This window comes from Bradyrhizobium diversitatis (assembly GCF_016031635.1).
Taxonomy (GTDB): Bacteria; Pseudomonadota; Alphaproteobacteria; order Rhizobiales; family Xanthobacteraceae; genus Bradyrhizobium; species Bradyrhizobium diversitatis.
The window spans coordinates 212,606-231,890 of the sequence record NZ_JACEGD010000004.1; the positions used below are offsets into that span (position 1 = coordinate 212,606).

12 protein-coding genes and 1 pseudogene are annotated in these 19,285 nt (G+C 64.8%); 10 read left to right on the forward strand and 3 right to left on the reverse strand.

Going from position 1 to position 19,285, the window contains the following annotated elements; genetic code table 11:
- Positions 1-22 precede the first annotated feature (22 nt).
- Positions 23-958, reverse strand: coding sequence for a helix-turn-helix domain-containing protein (locus H1B27_RS05240; RefSeq protein ID WP_197965283.1), 936 nt, complete (start codon positions 956-958; stop codon positions 23-25).
- A 414-nt stretch (positions 959-1,372) separates the two neighbouring features.
- Here H1B27_RS05240 and H1B27_RS05245 point away from each other — a divergent pair, with 414 nt between their 5' ends.
- The 6 genes and pseudogenes from H1B27_RS05245 to H1B27_RS05270 all read left to right on the forward strand — a co-directional run bounded on the left by H1B27_RS05245 (position 1,373) and on the right by H1B27_RS05270 (position 11,227).
- The gene (locus tag H1B27_RS05245; RefSeq protein WP_197965284.1) at positions 1,373-2,386 is read left to right on the forward strand and encodes an aldo/keto reductase; all 1,014 of its coding nucleotides are present in this window, start codon (positions 1,373-1,375) and stop codon (positions 2,384-2,386) included.
- Between the two features lie 38 nt (positions 2,387-2,424).
- Positions 2,425-3,270: a VOC family protein gene (locus H1B27_RS05250; protein WP_197965253.1), complete on the forward strand. Its 846-nt coding sequence runs from the start codon at positions 2,425-2,427 to the stop codon at positions 3,268-3,270.
- Between the two features lie 81 nt (positions 3,271-3,351).
- Entirely contained in the window at positions 3,352-3,774 is a 423-nt protein-coding gene (locus H1B27_RS05255; RefSeq protein ID WP_197965254.1) for a putative quinol monooxygenase, read from the forward strand.
- A 182-nt stretch (positions 3,775-3,956) separates the two neighbouring features.
- Positions 3,957-6,887, forward strand: coding sequence for an ATP-binding protein (locus H1B27_RS05260; protein ID WP_197965255.1), 2,931 nt, complete (start codon positions 3,957-3,959; stop codon positions 6,885-6,887).
- Positions 6,888-6,976: 89 nt separating this feature from the next.
- Positions 6,977-8,632, forward strand: a pseudogene (locus tag H1B27_RS05265) (thiamine pyrophosphate-requiring protein); the annotation flags it as partial.
- Between the two features lie 99 nt (positions 8,633-8,731).
- A complete protein-coding gene (locus H1B27_RS05270) occupies positions 8,732-11,227 on the forward strand; it encodes a GAF domain-containing sensor histidine kinase (protein ID WP_197965257.1) in 2,496 nt (831 codons plus the stop codon).
- A 4-nt stretch (positions 11,228-11,231) separates the two neighbouring features.
- Here H1B27_RS05270 and H1B27_RS05275 read toward each other — a convergent pair whose 3' ends face one another.
- Positions 11,232-12,815, reverse strand: a complete 1,584-nt coding sequence (locus tag H1B27_RS05275) for an MDR family MFS transporter (protein WP_061878638.1) — start codon at positions 12,813-12,815, stop codon at positions 11,232-11,234.
- Between the two features lie 165 nt (positions 12,816-12,980).
- A complete protein-coding gene (locus H1B27_RS05280) occupies positions 12,981-13,496 on the reverse strand; it encodes a YcgN family cysteine cluster protein (protein WP_197965258.1) in 516 nt (171 codons plus the stop codon).
- A 290-nt stretch (positions 13,497-13,786) separates the two neighbouring features.
- Here H1B27_RS05280 and H1B27_RS05285 point away from each other — a divergent pair, with 290 nt between their 5' ends.
- The 4 genes from H1B27_RS05285 (at position 13,787) to H1B27_RS05300 (ending at position 18,663) form a co-directional block, all read left to right on the forward strand.
- Complete coding sequence (locus H1B27_RS05285; protein WP_197965259.1) at positions 13,787-16,075, forward strand: transglycosylase domain-containing protein; 2,289 nt, start codon at positions 13,787-13,789, stop codon at positions 16,073-16,075.
- A gap of 9 nt (positions 16,076-16,084) precedes the next feature.
- Positions 16,085-16,663, forward strand: coding sequence for a DUF1214 domain-containing protein (locus H1B27_RS05290; protein WP_061877991.1), 579 nt, complete (start codon positions 16,085-16,087; stop codon positions 16,661-16,663).
- On the forward strand, positions 16,660-17,244 hold the full coding sequence (locus H1B27_RS05295; protein ID WP_061877992.1) for a DUF1254 domain-containing protein: 585 nt from the start codon (positions 16,660-16,662) through the stop codon (positions 17,242-17,244). Before H1B27_RS05290 ends, H1B27_RS05295 begins: the two co-directional genes overlap by 4 nt.
- A gap of 438 nt (positions 17,245-17,682) precedes the next feature.
- A complete protein-coding gene (locus H1B27_RS05300; protein ID WP_197965260.1) occupies positions 17,683-18,663 on the forward strand; it encodes an ABC transporter substrate-binding protein in 981 nt (326 codons plus the stop codon).
- Positions 18,664-19,285: the final 622 nt, after the last annotated feature.

The following is a 19,285-nucleotide window of genomic DNA, read 5'->3' on the forward strand; positions in this document are numbered from 1 at the left end:
CGTATTCGCGAATCCTGCGGGATCATGCGCAATCCCTGCGGAATGCCGTATCGTTGCGATCCGCATTCACAGCCGCCTGGCCGCAGCACAGTTCGCGATATTGCCCCGGCGTGAGACTTGCGGCCTTGCGGAATACGCGCGTGAAATTGGCCTGCGAGCCGAAACCGAACTCCAGGGCAATCTCGACCAGGGACAGGCGATCGCGTGCGAGCTCGTGCCGCGCAGCCTGGACGCGGCGATCGGTGACGTAGCGGTGCGGTGACAGTCCGGTTGCTTCACGAAACAACCGTGAGAAATGATAGGGGCTGAGGCAGGCCTGCGCCGCCAGATCCTCGAGCCTGATGTCGCCGCCAAGAGAGGCCTCGATATAGTCCAGCACGCGCTGAAGACGCCGCGGCTCAAGCGACGGCGACCGTTCGGGCGCGCGCCAGCGCTCGATCGTATAATTTCCCAGAAGATGTGCCGCGAGCGCGACCTGGATCCCTTCGACGAACAGCGCGTCGGTCGGCTGGCGCGGGCGATGGAGCAGGTCGCGAAGCGGCGAACAGATGTGGAAGAGCACCTGGTCCGCCAGACCGTGGGCGTAGGCGATCTCGATCTTTGCCGGGTCGATATCGAAATCCGCGAGGGCACTGTGGTCGAGCAGCGCCGGCGGCAGATAGAGATGCAGACATTCCATCCGGTCGGAAAGCTCGAGATGGCTCTCCTGCGTCCCCACGGGCACGAGGTAGCTCATCCCCGGCCGCGCCAGGCTCTTCTGGACCTCACCGTTGCCGGCGCGGCACACCATCCCGCCCCCTGACAGCAGCATGACGAGCTCGGTGCAGATGGGAACGGGCGTTGCCTGACATCCCGCCTCGAACTTGCGATGCTCGATACTCAGTCCCGGCCAATCGCTGGCCGCCGCGAGCTTCTCGCTGTTCCTGTATTTCTGGTCTCCATGCGTCACGAGCGCCATCATGACCTCCGCTTCAGTTGCGGCGAATCCCGGCCCCGTATCGCGAACGAGCGATCATTCCATCCGGTGGTGAGTTGCAGCCCCGGTCGCTGCCACGCCGATGCGGATTTCTCACAAGGCGCAGTAGCGAAGTCCAGAGCCGGCGCGGTTAAAAGAGGTAAAAGGCAGCCAAAGCAAAGGCTTGAACGATACGCTCGATTGGCTCGAGCGGCTGACCCAGTCCCGATCAGCAAGATGCGTCGGTCATCGCGCAGGAATCGGAAATACCGCAATGGCCGGATGAGCCATTGATGCTCCATCGAACGGCAGTCCTGCCGGATCGATGTGACGAAGACCGAACGTGTGATCGTCGAGGTCGACGTTGCCGCGGTCGCCGACGATGGTCCCGTCCGTTACCAGCGAAGGATATGCAGCATGGCTCTCAAGGATATTCTGCCGGGAAGACTGGGCTTCGGCGCGGCGCCGCTCGGCAACATGTTTCGTGACATCCCTGAGCGGGAAGCCCTCGCGACGGTGAATGCCGCCTGGGACGACGGCATCCGCTATTTCGACACCGCGCCCTTCTATGGCGCAGGTCTCGCCGAGATCCGCATGGGTGCAGCGCTCGCCGGCCGGCCGCGTGAGGAGTACGTGATCAGCACCAAGGTCGGGCGCCTGATCCTGGACGAGGTCGAGGATGTCAGTGCCCGCGATCTCGGCGAGAAAGGCGGCGTCTTCAAACATGGTCGTCCGAACAGGATCGTGAACGACTATTCCCGGGACGGGACGTTGCGCTCGATCGAGGACAGCCTGAAGCGGCTGGGCACTGACCATATCGATATCGCCTTTGTGCATGACGTTGCGCAGGATTTTTACGGAGACGAGTGGCTGTCGATCTTCGAGAGTGCGCGCAAGGGCGCGTTCAGGACGCTCGACCGGCTGCGCGACGAGGGCGTGATCAAGGCATGGGGGCTGGGTGTCAACCGGGTGGAGCCGATCGAGCTGCTGCTCGCGCTCGAAGAGCCGCGCCCCGACGGCTTCCTGCTCGCGGGCCGCTACACGCTGCTGGACCATGCGAGGGCGCTTCAGCGGGTGATGCCGATGGTTGCGGAGCATGAGCTCGCGATCGTCGTCGGCGGACCCTACAGTTCGGGCGCGCTCGTCGGCGGTCCGAACTTCGAGTATGCGCCAGCCCCTCCGGAAATCCTCGACAAGGTGGCGCGGATCAGGGCGATCGCCGATCGCTATGGCATCAGCATGAAGGCCGCAGGCCTGCAGTTCGCGCTGGCAAACCCGGTGGTCGCCGCCGTGATCCCCGGGGCGAGCCGGCCCGGCCGCATCGCCGAGGACCGCGCGGCCCTTGACCAATCAATACCCGGCGATTTCTGGCGCGAACTTCGATCGGCCGGTCTCGTCAATCCGGCTGCTCCGCTTCCGGACGCCGGCTGACCGGCACATGACATCACCCATAGACCGAGGAGACGAGAATGACCGATGAGACGTGCAACATTGCCGAAATCGAACGCCGCAACCTGCTTCGCACGGCAGGCGCCGCGATGATCACCGGTCTTGCGGTCGGCAGCATGCCGTCAGCCGCGTCCGCGGCGCCGGACGGCATGTCCCCAGCCGAGCGCAACGAGGCGCCGCTCGGCGCGCGGCTGCAGGGCGTCCAGCATTTCGGGTTGACGGTCCAGAACATGGAGCGGGCTTACGAGTTCTATACGGAGGTGCTCGGCGGCACCGAGGTCTTTCGTCATGGCGACTTCCAGGGCGACGGGGTGCAGAACACGCTGCTGGCCGACCAGGAGATCGAGGCGAACGCACGCGGGGTCAATCCGCGGACGATCGGCGTTCCCGACCTGCGAAGCGGAGCACAGCGGCTCGATGTCCGCTTCATCCAGTTCGACAACATGGTGCTCGAACTGCTGCAATATCGCGAGGCCGATCAGCCCATGGGCGGCGCGAAGAGCTTTGCCGAACCGCTGGAGCACATGAGCCCGGCTTTCCCGCGCATGATGCACATCTGCTTCTACGTCCGCGACGACGTCGACTTCAACAAGTTCATCGCCGACCTCGAAGCCGAGTCCGCGCGCCGCGGCATGACACAGGTGAGAGCGAACCGCACCATCCGCGTCATGACGGAAGCGGACCGCAAGGCGGCTCCACGCAGCGCCAACACGAACCGCGTGACGGCGGAGCCTTCGAACGGTTGGGAGCTGATCTATTGCAAGGGTCCCGAGGGCGAGCAACTCGAATTCGTCAAAGCGCTCGACCCGGTCAAGAGGCGCTTCAGCGAGGCCCTGGCAAAGCGGCAGCAAAAAGTCGTGCGCTGACGCCTCAAGCGTGGCGCGCGACCGGTCAGTGCCGGTGACCTGGCCGCCTCGCACTCACGATCACATCTAAAGGAGCTCATCATGCAAAGTCTCGTCCGCAATTCGCTTTGCGTCCTGCTGTCCGCCGCCTCGATGGCCATGACGGCGCCGTCCGCGGTCGCCGAGGAAGCGCCGCGCGTGCGCTATCAGGAGATTCCGGATGGCGCATATTCGGTGGTGGCGCAGGTGAGGGCCAAGCCCGGGAAGGAAGACGCGTTGCGCGCCGCCACACTGCCGCTGATCGACCTGGTTCGCGGCGATCCCAAGAACCTGGTCTATTTCCTTCAGGAAGACCGCGCCAGGCCCGGTCACTTCATCTTCTACGAGGTCTTCGCCAGCCAGACCGATTTCGACGCGCACAACGCGATGCCCTATGTGAAAGACTGGTTCGCCAAGCTACCGGAACTTGCCGATGGCGGCGTCGAAGTCATGCGCATGGCGGTTCTTGGCAAACACCGAAAATAGCGAGTTCGGTCGAGAATCCGTTCCGCGCGCCGGCACCTTCCGGCCGGCGCATGAGCGATTTTGTCGCAGCAATCCCGCGGCAGATGCCCGCGACGATCGTGCGAATTCAGAACGACTCTCTTCAACCAGTTTGCAGTGCATGATAATGGCAGACGATCTGTTCGATCGATTGGCATGGATCAATGCGGGCTGCCACGGAGACACGGCAACGGGCCACACTCCGACGGGAGCTCACATACTGCTTCGGCCCATTCAGACTGGTTCCCCGCCGCCAGTTGCTCCTTCTCGACGGACGCCCGGTCAAACTGGGCGGGCGCGCATTCGAACTCTTGCAAGTGCTGGTGCAGCGCTGCGGCGAACTCGTCAGCAAGAATGAGCTGATGGCCGCGGCCTGGCCGGGGACCTTCCTCCACGACAGCAATCTCAAGGTCAACATGTGGAGCTTGCGGCGTTCGCTGGGAGATACCCAGATCGAACCCGTCTACATCGCGACCGTGGCGCGCCGCGGGTACAAGTTCATCGCCGAGGTGCAAATCAGCATCGGCGAGATCGAGGATGATCTGGCGTTCGCCGAACCGCTCCCGTTGTCCAATCCGCCGTTGCCGCGCGGCATCGTTGGTCGTGAAGCAGAGGTCGTCGAGATCGCCGGCCTGCTGGCCGACAACAGGCACGTGACCCTGGCTGGCGCCGGAGGAATCGGCAAGACGACGGTTGGCCTGGCGGTCGCCCAGGCACTTGCGCCACGGTGTCGCGACGGCGTCTGCTTCGTCGATCTCGCCACGATCTCCGATCCGACGCTGTTCGGCGCGGCACTGGTGACGGCGCTGGGCATCAGAGGCAATCCGGACAACAGTCTGGCTGCGGCCCTCGACTATTTGAGACCGCGGCAGATGCTGCTCATTCTCGACAATTGCGAGCATGTGCTACCCGCCGCGACGATCTTCGCGGGCCGGTTCATGGCAGACACATCGTCTTCCAGGTTGCTTGCCACGAGCCGCGAGCCGCTCGGCAACGCCACCGAGCATGTCGTCCGGCTGGGTTCGCTGGCCTCACCGAAATCCGGCTATGCCCCGACCGTCGATCAGGCCGTCAGATTTCCCGCGGTGCAGTTGTTCGTTCGCCGCGCCGCCGAATGGTCGGACTACCAGTTCGTCGATCGTGATTGCGAGGCCATCGCCTGGATCTGCCACTCACTCGGCGGCATTCCGCTTGCCATCGAGTTGGCGGCAGCCCAGATCGGCAGGTTCAATCCTCGCGAATTGGTGGCAATCCTCGACCACAATCTGGGTTTTCGCGCCCCCGCCGCCGATGGCGCGCCACCGCGCCAGGAAACCCTGATGGCGACGATCGACTGGAGCTTCAGGCTGCTGTCGCAGAGGGAAGCCAGACTGTTCGGCCTGCTGTCGGTGTTCAGCGACGCCTTCGAGGTTGAGGACGCGGTCTTCGTCGCCGAGGCGGCAGGGCTTACGCCGGTCGACGTCGTCACCGGACTCGGCAGTCTCGTCGCCAAATCGCTTTTGAGCGCGCAGGCCCAGGGTGCAAGCCTGCGCTACCGATTGCTCGACAGCACGCGGCGCTATGCCGCCGAGCGGCGACGGGCCGATCCTGCCTGCGGCCAGGCGCTGCCCCGCCATGCGCAACGCGTCCTCGCGCTGTTCGAACAATCCGAGGAGGAATGGAACTGGCGCGAGCCGGCCGATTGGACACAGCGCTACCTTGGTCGCATCGCCGATCTGCGCGCCGCTCTTTCATGGGCATTCGGCGAGGACGGCGATCCTGTCCTCGGAATCAGGCTCACGGTTGCAGCGATCACCCTGTGGTCGGAAACCTCCATCCTGTCGGAAGCGCAGGCGCGGCTGGAGGAGGCGCTCGCCCTGGCCGAGACCGTCTCGTGCGACGATCTGTTGAAGGCAAAGCTCGCCTGCGCCCTTGGAAGGAGCCTGTTCTACGCCCGCAAGATGTCGAATGAGAACGAGGTCGCCTGGCTCGATGCCATCGCCTTTGCAAGGAGCGCCGGCAACATCGAGTATCAGCAGCGCGCGCTGGTCGGTTTTGCCTTCTACCTGCTGCAGATTGGCCAGGTCCCGCGCGCCATAACCTATCTCGAGGAGGCCACGGAGCTAGCCGACCGCGACCGCGATTTGACGGCAACCTCCGAAGCCGACCGCGCACTGGCATGGGCCTGCGCCTTTGCCGGAGAATTGAGCAAGAGCCGCGCAGTTCTAGATCGTCTCGCGGCAACCTATTCGCTGGCCAAGGGCCGTTCACGCGAGGATGCGAACGAAGTCTACCGGTTCATCACCGTCCGCTTCAACCTGCCGTTCGTGGCGTGGATGCAGGGGCAAGCCGACTACGCTGCGAAGCTCGCCCGCGACGCCGTCGAGGCCGCGGATCGCAGTGGCCATTGGGTATCGCAGTCGAATGCGCTCGGGCTCGCCGCGCTTCCTGTCGCGCTCGAAACCGGCAATCTGGACGCGCTCGCGAGCTTCACCGAGCGTCTGCGTCGCAACCTGGAACGTGAGCGCATCTCGCGCTGGGTTCCGGTCGAGCGCTATTTCTCCGCCTGCCTTCGCGACCTGCATGGCGATCGGCGCGCAGTGGAGGATATTCGGGCCGCGATCGAAGAATTGATCGAATGTCGCTTCCTGATGCGGATCGGCAGCTATCTCGCGGTCCTCGCCCGCGCCTATTTGCGGCAAGGGCGGATCGCGGAGGCGCGCGAGGCCATCACGCGGGCGATCGGCCATCAGGAACGTCAAGGCGAGCGCTGGTGCCGGTCGGAGCTTCAACGGGTCGACGCAGCGGTCCTTCTCCACGCCGGCGAGCCGCTGCGCGCTGAAAAGCGGCTACAACAGGCACTCGCCGAAGCACGCGCCATTGGAGCGGCAACATTCGAGTTGCGCATCGCCACCGATCTCGCCGCACACTGGATCGGGACCGGCCGCAGGATCAAGGCTGTCCGACTGCTCGCCCCGATCTATGAAAGCTTCGCCGAGGGCTTCGAGACGCCGGATCTGGTTGCTGCCTCGCGCCTGCTGCAGTGCGCGCGACCGACGGCGAGCAGCTGCGGCCACTATCGCCAGCCAAATCCAGTGCACGCCCGCGGCGCATAGCTGGCCTACCGCCGCACCAGCCGTGCGCGCTTTACGCCTCACGTAATTCCTGATCCTCTCTCTCCAATCGGCCGGGACCAACCGGCCATGCCCCCAGGGAGAGAGACGCCATGAAGCTCGGGACTGCGATCGCGGAAATCATGAGGCGCGAGGGGATCGAGATCCTCTGCGGCTATCCGGTCAACCATCTGATCGAGCACGCGGCGAAAGTCGAGATCCGCCCTGTCATGGTGCGGCAGGAGCGCGTCGGCATCCACATGGCGGATGCGATCTCGCGGGTCACGTCGGGGCGCAGCATCGGCGCGTTCTGCATGCAGCACGGGCCCGGCGCGGAGAATGCGATGGGCGGCGTCGCCCAGTGCTTCGGCGAGTCCGTGCCGGTGCTGGTGCTGCCGATGGGCTATCAGCGCAGGCTTTCGCATGTCGAGCCGAACTTCAATTCCAGCGAGGCGATGAAGCCGTTTTCGAAATCGTCCGAGCCGATCATCCTGGCGGCGGAAGTCGCCAACATCTTCCGCCGCGCCTTCACCAAGCTGAAGAACGGCCGCGGCGGGCCGGTGATCGTCGAGATCCCCTCGGACATGTGGAACGAGGAAGTGCCGGAGCCGCTCGACTACACGCCAGTGCTGCGCACCCGCTACGGCGCCGACCCCGTGCATGTGAAGGAAGCGGCCAGTCTTCTGGTCAACGCGAAGCGGCCGGTCATCTATGCCGGCCAAGGCGTGCATTACGCGCAGGCCTGGCCGCAACTGAAACGGCTCGCCGAGCGGCTGGCGATCCCCGTCACCACCAGCCTCGGAGGCAAGTCGTCGTTTCCGGAAACGCATCCGCTCTCGCTCGGCTCCGGCGGCCTTGCGGTGCCGCGCGCGGTTCCGAAGTTCCTGAGCGAGGCCGACGTCATCTTCGGCATCGGCTGCTCCTTCACCGAGACCAATTTCGGCATCGCGATGCCGAAGGGCAAAGCCATCATTCACTCCACGCTCGATCCCAATCATCTCAACAAGGACGTGGAAGCGAAGATCGGCCTCGTCGGCGACGCCGCCCTCGTGCTCGACGCGCTGCTGGAGGAGATCGGCAAGAGCGTCACCACGGATCGCGAAGCCTCGGCGGTCGCGGCCGAGATCGCGGCCTATCACAAGGAGTGGCTGGCGAAATGGATGCCGAAGCTGACCAGCAACGACGCACCGTTGAGCCCGTACCGCGTGTTGTGGGACCTCCAGCACACCGTCGACGTCGAGAACACCATCATCACCCACGATGCCGGCAGTCCGCGCGACCAGCTTTCTCCGTTCTGGAAAGCGGTCGCGCCCCTCACCTATCTCGGCTGGGGCAAGACGACGCAGCTCGGCTACGGCCTTGGACTGGCGATGGGCGCCAAGCTCGCAAGGCCCGACAAACTCTGCATCAATGTCTGGGGCGATGCGGCCATCGGCTTCACGGGCATGGATTTCGAGACGGCGGTGCGCGAGCGCATCCCGATCATGTCGATCCTGCTCAACAATTTCTCGATGGCGATCGAACTGAAGGTGATGCCGGTCTCGACCGAAAAGTATCGCTCGACCGACATTTCCGGCGACTACGCCGCGATGGCGCGCGCCTTCGGCGGCTATGGCGAGCGGGTGACCAGGCCGGAGGACATCGTGCCCGCGATCAAGCGGGGCATCCAGAAGACAAGGGAAGGCATCCCGGTGCTGCTGGAGTTCATCACCAGCAAGGAGACGGAGGTGTCGCGGCCAGGCACGTGAGACGGGCCGGGCTTGAACCGCAAGCGCTGGCACCGGCCGCGGAAGATGTGATAATCCGCCGAGGTGTCACGCCTGTCGTGGCATCGAGCCGGATTAGAAATGACCACCCCTTCCGATGAAATCGAGGAACTCGAGCGCCGATTGCAGTCGGTCGCAGCCGAGAACGCGCAGCTGCGCGGCGAGCTTGCGATTGCGCGGGATCGCCAGGGCGCCAGCGCCGAGATCCTGCGCACCATCGCGGCCTCGCCCTCCGACGCGCGACCGGTTTTCGCGGCGATCGCGTCCAGTTCGAAGCGCCTGCTCGGCGGCTTCTCCGCCACCGTGCTCCAGTTCATCGGCGACGAGCTGCACCTCGTGGCGTTCACGCCGACCAGCCCGAAGGCGGACGAGGGGCTGAGGGCCGCGTTCCCGCGCAAGATCGCGGACTTCCCGACCTTTGCGCTGGTGCGCGACGGCGAGACGATCCAGTTTCCGGACAGCGAGGCCGCCGACGTTCCGGAGCTGAACCGGGAGTTGGCGCGGCTGCGCGGCTTTCGCAGCGTACTGTTCATGCCGCTGATGAACCGGGGCGCGCCGGTCGGCATGATCAGCGTCACGCGGGCTGTAACAGGCGCATTCGCGCCCGATCTCGTACAGCTGCTCCAGACCTTTGCCGACCAGGCGGTGATCGCGATCGAGAATGCGCGACTGTTCAACGAGACGAAGGAGACACTCGAACGCCAGACCGCCACCGCGGACATCCTGAAGGTGATGGCGGGCTCGCCGTCCGACGTGCAGCCGGTATTCGAGGCGATCGCCATCAATGCCAACCGGCTGATCGGAGGCTTCTCCACCGCGGTGCTGCGTTACATCGACGGCGCCGCCCACCTTGCGGCATTCACGCCGACCGATCCGGCCGGCGACCGCGTGCTCCAGGCCTCGTTCCCGGTGCCGTTCGCACAATTCCCGCCCTATCAGCTCGTTGCCAATGGTGCCGCCGCGCAATTGCCCGACACCGAGCTCGAGCCGGCCGCACGCGACATCGCGCGTGCGCGGGGCTATCGCAGCATGCTGTTTACCCCGCTGATGAGCGAGGGCGAAGCCATCGGCATCATCATCGCCACGCGCCGTGCGACTGGCAGCTTCGCCGAGCATCATGTGCGGCTGCTCCAGACTTTCGCCGACCAGGCGGTGATCGCGATCAAGAATGTCAGCCTGTTCAACGCGACCAGGGAAGCGCTGGAACGTCAGACCGCGACCGCCGATATCCTCAAGGTGATCGCGGCCTCACCATCAGACGTCACGCCGGTGTTCCAGGCCATCTCCGACAGCGCCAAGGCGCTGATCGGCGGGCACTCCTCGACCGTCACCCGCGTCATCGACGGCATGCTGCATCTGGCGGCCTTCACCACCGACAATGAAGCCGGCAACGCCGATCTGCTCAGCTCCTTCCCGGCGCCGCTGTCGAGCTCGGGCATTCACAGCCGGGTAGCCCAAAGCGGACAATATGCCTTCCGCAGCGACATGCAGAGCGAACCCGGACTCACCGAGGCCATGAAGGAACTGGCGCGAACGCGAGGTTACCGCAGCATCCTGGTGGTGCCGATGCTGCGCGACGGCGTCGCGATCGGCACCATCGCCGTCACGCGGCCGGACCCCGGTCATTTCCCTGACAAGGCGATCAACCTGCTCAAGACCTTTGCCGATCAGGCGGTGATCGCGGTCGAGAACACGCGCCTGTTCAACGAGGTGCAGGACCGCACAAGCGAGCTCGCCAGATCGCTCGACGATCTGCGCGCCGCGCAGGACCGGCTGATTCAGACCGAGAAGCTTGCATCCCTCGGCCAGCTCACCGCGGGCATCGCGCACGAGATCAAGAACCCGCTCAACTTCGTCAACAATTTCGCCTCGCTGTCTGCCGAGCTGACCGAGGAGCTGAACGATGTGCTTGCGCCGGTATCGCTCGCCGAGGAGGTGCGCGCGGACGTCGACGAGCTGACGGGCCTCCTGAAGGACAATCTGGCGAAGGTCGTGCAGCATGGCCGCCGCGCCGATTCAATCGTCAAGAACATGCTGCGGCATTCGCGCGAAGGCGGCGGCGAGCATGGGTTGAGCGACATCAACGCGCTGGTCGAGGAAAGCCTCAACCTCGCCTATCACGGTGCACGCGCCGAGAAGCCCGGGTTCACCGTGACGCTGGAGCGCGCGCTCGATCCCGCGGCCGGACAAGCCGAAGTGTTTCCGCAGGAGATCACCCGGGTGCTGCTGAACCTGATCTCGAACGGCTTCCATGCGGTCGCAAAGCGCAGGGCGGACGGCGCCGCCGACTACGCGCCGGTGGTGCTTGCCGCGACGCGCGACCGCGGCGACAGCGTCGAGATCCGCATCCGCGACAACGGCACCGGCATTCCGGACGATGTGAAGGAGAAGATGTTCAATCCGTTCTTCACCACCAAGCCGGCCGGCGAAGGCACCGGCCTCGGGCTGTCGATGAGCCACGACATCGTGGTGAAGCAGCACGGCGGCACGATCGACGTCGCGACGAAGCCCGGCGAGTTCACCGAATTTACGATTCTGCTACCGCGGAAGAGCGGTTTTACGGAGACAGGCGGCTAGGCCACTACTCCGCCATCTCGACGGATTGCTTCACCGAAGGACCAGCCAGTGGCCGCTCCTCCAATGCAATCAGGCAGAGCGCAGCGCCGGTCATCAGCGCGGTAGCGGCGCCGAAGACGTAACGGAACGCATGCCGCATGTCCTCGGCGGGAATGGCATTGACGACGCCGGCGGCATGATGCTCGCCGGCGAGCGGGATGTCGGCACCCAGCGCGATCAGCAGGATGGCTGCGAAAGCTGCGACCGTGAACGAGGACATCAGCGAGCGGAAGAAGTTCAAGGCGCCGGTGATGGTGCCGACCTGCGGCCGCGCGACCGAATTCTGCACCGAGACCACGCAGACCGGAAAGGTGGTGCCGAGGCCGAGCGCGAACGCAGCCATCAGCGTCAAAAGGCCCCAGAGCGGCAGCGTCGTCAGCGTGAGACCGAGGCCGCACAGCGCGGCCCAGGACGTGCCGATGATGGCGACGCGCTTGTAATGCTTGGCCCGAGCCATCGTGCGCCCGGCGACGGCCGCACCGATGGTCGAGACCGCCGCGAGCGGGATCAGCGCAAGCCCCGCCTCGCTGGCGGTGAGATGATAGACGGATTCGTAATAGAGCGGCAGCTGGACCGTGAGGCCCGTGATCGCGCCGAGCGCGCAACCGCCTGCCATCAGCCCGAATGGCACGACGCTTCCGCCGAGCAGCGGCAGCGGCAGGAACGGCTCGTCGGCGCGTCGGGCGTGCCAGACGAAGCTGACAACGAGCGCGACCGCGCCACCGACCATCGCGAGCACGGTCGGCGACAGCCACGGATAGCGCGTGCCGCCCCAGGTCAGCACCAGCATGAAGACGACGGCGGAGGCCATCAGCAACACGCCGCCGAGCCAATCGACCTTGCGCTTGCGGTGGAACACCGGGATCTTCTTCATCTTCGGCAGCAGAAGCGCGATCGCGGCAGCCGAGAGCGGCAGATTGATCCAGAAGATCATCGACCAGTGCAGATGCTCGGCGAACACGCCGCCGATGACCGGGCCAAGAATGCCGCCGACCATCCAGACGCTGGAGAAATAGGCCTGGTATTGCCCGCGCTCGCGTGGGCTCACCACGTCGGAGATCACGGTCTGCACCACGGGCATGATGCCGCCGCCGCCGAGGCCCTGGAGGCCGCGCGCCAGGATCAGCATCGGCATGTTCGGGGCGATCGCGCACAGCACCGAGCCCGCGACGAACAGGCTGAGCGAGATGATGATCATGACGCGACGACCGTAGATGTCGCTGAGCGTGCCGAACACCGGCGCAACCGCGGTCGAGGCGAGCAGATAGGCTGTGATCACCCAGGAGAGATTCGAGACGTCCTGGAACTGTCGCCCGATGGTCGGCAGCGCGGTCGCCACGATGGTCTGGTCGAGCGCTGCCAGGAACATCGTCAGCATCAGGCTGATGACGATGGTGCGGACCTCGTCGGAGGTCAGCGGCACCGGCGGAGCGATGGACGGCGCGTCATCGACGCTCAACACCTCGCTGGGAAGGCGGGACAGCTCGTCGGCAATGTCGTCAGGCAATGTCTGGACGTCGGCAGCACTCTGCCGTTCGATTTTGTTCATCTCGTCGGACGTCATGTGGCGGCGCAACGCCGCGAAGGATTCGTTCTATGCAATCCAATGTAGACAGCAAAGTTCTTCCCAGGCAGGCACCACGGCGCATGGGTGCATCCCATCGCAGGGCCATCCCGAACACGTGATCTCAAGGAGCGGCGGATCAGTCCCTTGTCAGTCCCTTGGGCGTCGCTTCAGACGGGCCCGTTTCGGCAGCACGGCCGGCCACTGGACGATGTGGTTCTCGAGCTCCTCGTCCGGAATCTCCTCCTCGCTTCCCTCGACGCGGCCGCGCACGGAGACGCCGGCTTCGTGCACGGTGTTGGGATCGCCCGAAACCAGCGGATGCCACCAATAGAGGTCGCGCCCCTCGGCGACGAGCTTGTAGCCGCAGCTCGGCGGCAGCCAATTCAGGGTGCGGACATTGGCCGGGGTCAGGCGGACGCAATCCGGAACCTTGTCGGAACGATTCGGATAGTCCTTGCAGGCGCAGCTCGCCCCGTCGAGCAGCTTGCAGCCGACATGGGTGAAGTAGATCCGGCCGGTGTCCTCGTCTTCGAGCTTGTTCAGGCAGCAGCGGCCGCAGCCGTCGCACAGGCTTTCCCATTCGGCCCCCGACATCTCTTCCAACGTCTTGGTTTTCCAGAAGAATTCTTCCTGGCCTGAGGGTCGTTTGGGAGCTGCGGTCATGCGCCTCAACAAAAATTCGAAAGAGCTACGGCGACGCCATCTAGGGGGCACGGCCGCAAGGGTGCAAGCGAGGCCTCTCCGAAGCCCGTAATGACCCGGGGTCAGTTAGGCCTGTTGTTCAAAATCGCGAGCGTGACCATTGGTTTATGGGCCCCGCTCGGCTAGAAGGAACAGCAAGTCCCTCGGATGCTGCCCGGGCGCCTTGGGTTTGCCGCAACATTCCTCCAAGACGTCTCGATGCCGCCCCGGCCGGGTGCTTGAACGCTCGAAGCAAGCCTCAAGGGTTCTAGGTGCGACAGATCATACCACCGCATTGGAAGCAGAGGGTCCGGAATTTCTTCCTCGACCTCGATGCGCGTATCGACTCCTCGCTGTTCTCCTCGGCCAAGGGCATCCGCGAGCTCTACGAGCGCTACTCGACCTTCATGGACCGGTTCTATGTCGGGCGCTGGAAGCGCTGGGTGTTCATCGAGCCATTGTCGGAGGCCGCGACGCTCGGGCTTGGCGGCATGGTCGTGATGCTCACCCTCGCCATCCCCGCCTTCCGCGAAACCGCGGACGAGGACTGGCTGAAGAAGTCCGATCTCGCGGTGAGCTTCCTCGACCGCTACGGCAATCCGATCGGCAGCCGCGGCATCAAGCACAACGATTCGATCCCGCTGGAAGACTTTCCCGATGTCCTGATCAAGGCGACGCTGGCGACCGAGGACCGCCGCTTCTACGAGCATTTCGGCATCGACATCGCCGGCACCGCGCGCGCGCTCGTCACCAACGCCCAGGCCGGCGGCGTGCGCCAGGGCGGCTCCTCGATCACCCAGCAGCTCGCCAAGAATCTGTTCCTGAGCAACGAGCGCACCATCGAGCGCAAGGTCAACGAGGCCTTCCTCGCGATCTGGCTGGAATGGCGCCTGACCAAGAACGAGATCCTCAAGCTGTATCTCGACCGCGCCTATATGGGCGGCGGCACCTTCGGCGTCGACGGCGCGGCGCATTTCTACTTCAACAAGTCGGCGCGCGACGTGACGCTGGCGGAAGCTGCGATGCTCGCCGGCCTGTTCAAGGCACCGACGAAATACGCCCCCCACATCAACCTGCCCGCCGCCCGCGCCCGCGCCAACGTCGTGCTCGACAACCTCGTCGATGCCGGATTCATGACCGAGGGCCAGGTGTTCGGCGCCCGCCGCAATCCGGCCTTCGCCGTCGACCGCCGCGACGAGGCTTCGCCGAACTACTATCTCGACTACGCCTTCGACGAGATGCGCAAGCTGGTCGACACCTTCCCGAAGTCGTACACCGAGCGCGTCTTCGTGGTCCGCACCGCGATGGACACCAACGTGCAGAAGGCAGCAGAGGACGCGGTCGAGAACCAGCTGCGCCAGTTCGGCCGCGACTATCACGCGACGCAGGCGGCGACCGTCGTCGCCGATCTCGACGGCGGCGTCCGCGCCATGGTCGGCGGCCGCGACTACGGCGCCAGCCAGTTCAACCGCGCCACCGACGCCTATCGCCAGCCCGGCTCCTCGTTCAAGCCCTACGTCTACACCACGGCGCTGCTGAACGGCTACACGCCGAACTCGATCGTGGTCGACGGCCCGGTCTGCATCGGCAATTGGTGCCCGCAGAATTATGGCCATTCCTATTCCGGCTCGGTGACGCTGACGCAGGCGATCACGCGCTCGATCAACGTCGTGCCGGTGAAGCTGTCGATCGAGATCGGCCGGCGGGATCAGCCGAAGGCACCGAACCCGGCCAAGATCGGCCGCGCCAAGATCGTCGAGGTCGCCCGCCGCTTCGGTCTCAAGGCGCCGCTGCCCGACACGCCGTCGCTGCCGATCGGTTCGGACGAAGTCACCGTACTCGAGCATGCCGTGGCCTACGCCACCTTCCCCAACCGCGGCAAGGCGGTGACGCCGCATGCGGTGCTCGAAGTGCGCACCGGTGCCGGCGACCTCGTCTGGCGCTGGGACCGCGACGGCCCGAAGCCGCGGCAGGCGATCCCCGCTTCCGTTGCCGCCGACATGGCCGGCATGATGAGCCACGTCGTCAGCGAAGGCACCGCACGCCGCGCCGCGCTCGATGGCATTCCGACCGCGGGCAAGACCGGCACGACCAATGCGTATCGCGACGCCTGGTTCGTCGGCTACACCGGCAACTTCACCTGCGCGGTCTGGTACGGCAACGACGACTACTCGCCGACCAACCGGATGACCGGCGGCTCGCTGCCGGCGCAGACCTGGCACGACATCATGCTCGCGGCGCATCAGGGCGTCGAGGTCCGGGAGATCCCCGGCATCGGCATGGGCCAGAAGCTGCCGCCGCAGCATGTTTCCAACGCGCAGGCCAATGCGGCGGCGAAGGTGCTGGAGACCAAGCCGGGTCCGCCGCCGGTGCTGACCAAGCGCGGTGCCGACGTCCTCGTGCGCGTCGAGAAGCTGCTCGATGATGCGGCCAGGACCGCGAATAAATCCGCGGCCGACGACGGCAAGCCGGCGAAGCCGTCCTCGGCGACGAGCGCGCTCGCCTTCCCGCAAAACTATGCGGAAGAGAACGCCAACGCCTCTGCTCCGCGCAAGAACTGATTGAAACCCGTGCGGCTGATCCTGATCACATTGACGGCGCTTCTTCTCGCAACGGTGGTCGGCGTCGGCGCGACCTGGATGACGACGACGCGCGGCACCGAGATCGGCACGCTGACCATCGGCGCCTGGACCGCGCGGCCGCGCACCGGCACCGCCGACGCCGACCCCTATTCGCGCGCCACCATCGTGCGCAACGGCGAGCTGCCGATCGGCACCGGCGACGGCGTCGCCTTCACCGCCACCACCGACGACAAGAGGAAGGCGCTCGACGGCCGCTGCGATGTCGTCGTCTCCGGCGTGACGCCGCCGGCGCGGTTCTGGACGCTGACGCTGTACGACCGCAAGGGCCACCTCGTCGCCAATTCGCTTGCCCGCTACGGCTTCACCAGCCAGGAGATCGTGCGGCAGTCCGACGGCTCGTTCGAGATCCGCATCGCCTCGCGCTCCCGTGCCGGCAACTGGCTGCCGACCGGCGGCATCGAGCGCTACGCCTTGATGCTGCGCCTCTACGACACCCCGGTCGGGGTCGCAACGCGCACCCAGCGCGATGCGCCGATGCCGAGCATCACCACGGTGGGCTGCTCATGATCCGGCTCGCGTTCACCATCGTTGCCGGCGTGGTGCTGGGCCTCGTGGTCCATCTCGTCAGCGTGCTGGCGCTGCCGCGGATCGCGACGCAGGATGCCTATTCGCGGCTGACGCCGATGACGAAGGTGAACGCCGTCACCCAGCTTCCCCTCGCCGACCCCAACACTTCGCCGATGCCGTTCATGGATCCGGCCTTCGCGCTGGCGATCTGCCGCTACGATCTGTCGGGCGGACCGATCAAGCTGACGGTGCCGGTGAGCCAGGCCTACACCTCGGTGTCGTTCTACACCCGCAACGAGATCGCCTATTACGCCATCAACGACCGCTCGGCCGGCAAGAAGGTGATCGAGCTCGACCTGATGACCGAAGCGCAGCACAGCGAGCTGCCCGAGGACGAAGAGGTCACCGCGGCCGACCGGCTGATCATCGATTCCCCTGCGACCACCGGCCTGATCCTGATGAAGGCGCTCGCCCCCGAGCCCGGCCTGATGCCGCAGGCGCAGGCCTCGCTGGCAGCGGCGACCTGCGCGCCGCAAACCGAGCCGCCGGCCAAGGCCGAAGCGCCGCGCAGCCGGCGCTGAGCCGGCTGTTTCAGCAGGGCAAAACGGAAACTGCGAAAACAACCCCATGCACAGTAGCGGGGGCATTGAAATCATTACGTTCTTCCGTCGACGATGACGAAGCGGCCGGACGGACGTGCACGCCCCTTTGACTCGTCGGGCAAAACACCGGCATACTGGCATCATCGAAAGTTCGTCACACCCGCGCGGAGCCATCCGTTGCGGGTGTTGTCATGTCGGAGCAAAGATTGCGATTGCGATGTCCTCGCCTGAAGCGAGGAGCGCCTTGCCCATGGTTGATCTCAGCGCTCGCTCCTGTGAGGTCCGCAAGTCTCGACCCATAGCCCGTCCCGAACCACGCGTCACATTTGCGGCGCAGCATTTGCAGCTACAGAGTGCGACGACTATCGAAAGGTGATACGCTGCCGCCCCTGGTCCTCACGCTGCGATGAGGGTCGAATGAAACGGCGGGAGTTCATAGCGGGCACCGCGGCGCTGCTCATTTCGCCATGCTATTCGCGCGCGCAGGGAAAACGCCGTCGGCTCGGCTTTCTCGCTGTAGGTGATGGAGGTGGGAAAGCCCTCAATCAAGCCGAGCTCGTGCTTCTTGACACGCTGCGAAGCCTCGGCTGGATCGAAGGAAAAAATCTCCTCATCGAGTATCGCTTTTCTCATCCCTCGGATCGACTGGCGGCGTCTGTCGCCGATCTGATTGCCCTCAGTCCCGAGCTGTTTGTCGCTCCCGGTCCGCAAGCGGCCGTAGCGCTGAAGTCGGCAACCACCACCGTTCCTATCGTATTCGTGAGTGTGGCCGACCCCGTGAAGCTTGGCCTCGTGCAAAGCCTGCCGCGTCCAGGAGGCAACGTGACGGGCCTTTCGACCATGGTACCGGATGACTTCCTCGCGAAACGTCTCGAAATCCTTCGAGAACTCGTTCCCGGCGCCTCGAAGATCGCGCTCTTGGTCAATCCGGCCAACCCAATGCAGAGGCTATATCTCGCAGAAGACGTACCCCGCATAGGCCGGGAGCTCGGCGTGGCCTTGCTGCCGGTCGAGGCGGCGACGGCCGAGGAGCTCGACGTCGCGTTTGCATCCGCTGCTGCCCAGCATGCCGATGCAATCATCGATTTTGGCGATACGCTCACCTATGTTCAGGCTCCGCGGATTATCGCGCTCGCGGCGAAATATCGCCTGCCGGCAAACTATCTGTTCCGGCATTATGCCGATGGCGGATTGTCGGTGTACGGAGCCGACGCCCGAGATCTGTTCCGCCGTGCGGCACATTACGTGGACAAGATCCTCAAAGGCGCCAAGCCTTCCGAATTGCCGGTAGAGAGGCCGATCAAATTCGAGCTGATCATCAACATGAAGACTGCCAAAGCGCTGGGCCTCACCGTATCACCCTCACTACTTGTCCGCGCCGACGAGGTGATCGAATAGCGAGGACAATTGCGGAGGTGCGTTTCCTGTCGTTCTCATTGAGGGCGAGCTCATTCGCGCATACCACAATGTTGATGCAGACAACGTGATGTTAGAGCCAGTGCCTTACGTTCGCTGTCACTGGAAAGGGTCTTCTCAATGGAAGTACTTTGCCACGGTTGACGTGGTCTCTATGAAGGCGTTCCCTGCCTTTGCGGAGGAGCGCGCCCGAGACTGCCAGTTTTTGCTTGCCAAAATGGCGGAGCCAATCCGGCAAATAATGGCGGAGCCAATCCGGCAAATAATGAAGTTCAGTGAAAGCGGAAATCCCGCTGATTTAACTGTAAGCAGAGGGTCTAGGGGTACAGCAGGATTGCCAAGGTTGCTCCGCAAAATCAGGGAATCTCATAAAGCGGAGCCTTGAAGACATTCCGCTAGTGGCCCTGGCAGACATTGCCGTGCTCGAACGCCGTTACGGCAAGTGGCTCTCAGTCGAAGCCCGAGCCTGGCGCTTCGCTGGCCAGGTCGTTGACCGAAACGCAGCTGCGCAACACTGCGCGTCAGGGCTCATTCAAGCTCGGGCGCGCGGAACTGCGGCGCGCGCCCTGCATTTCCCGCGGCAGTCAGCGCGGCTCCCATGGCA

What these genes read in the sequence shown, in the direction of transcription:
- H1B27_RS05240 (WP_197965283.1), bottom strand. Translation starts at nt 958, where the DNA reads ATGGCGCTCGTGACGCATGGAGACCAGAAATACAGGAACAGCGAGAAG.
- H1B27_RS05245 (WP_197965284.1), top strand. Translation starts at nt 1,373, where the DNA reads ATGGCTCTCAAGGATATTCTGCCGGGAAGACTGGGCTTCGGCGCGGCG.
- H1B27_RS05250 (WP_197965253.1), top strand. Translation starts at nt 2,425, where the DNA reads ATGACCGATGAGACGTGCAACATTGCCGAAATCGAACGCCGCAACCTG.
- H1B27_RS05255 (WP_197965254.1), top strand. Translation starts at nt 3,352, where the DNA reads ATGCAAAGTCTCGTCCGCAATTCGCTTTGCGTCCTGCTGTCCGCCGCC.
- H1B27_RS05260 (WP_197965255.1), top strand. Translation starts at nt 3,957, where the DNA reads ATGCGGGCTGCCACGGAGACACGGCAACGGGCCACACTCCGACGGGAG.
- H1B27_RS05270 (WP_197965257.1), top strand. Translation starts at nt 8,732, where the DNA reads ATGACCACCCCTTCCGATGAAATCGAGGAACTCGAGCGCCGATTGCAG.
- H1B27_RS05275 (WP_061878638.1), bottom strand. Translation starts at nt 12,815, where the DNA reads ATGAACAAAATCGAACGGCAGAGTGCTGCCGACGTCCAGACATTGCCT.
- H1B27_RS05280 (WP_197965258.1), bottom strand. Translation starts at nt 13,496, where the DNA reads ATGACCGCAGCTCCCAAACGACCCTCAGGCCAGGAAGAATTCTTCTGG.
- H1B27_RS05295 (WP_061877992.1), top strand. Translation starts at nt 16,660, where the DNA reads ATGATCCGGCTCGCGTTCACCATCGTTGCCGGCGTGGTGCTGGGCCTC.
- H1B27_RS05300 (WP_197965260.1), top strand. Translation starts at nt 17,683, where the DNA reads ATGAAACGGCGGGAGTTCATAGCGGGCACCGCGGCGCTGCTCATTTCG.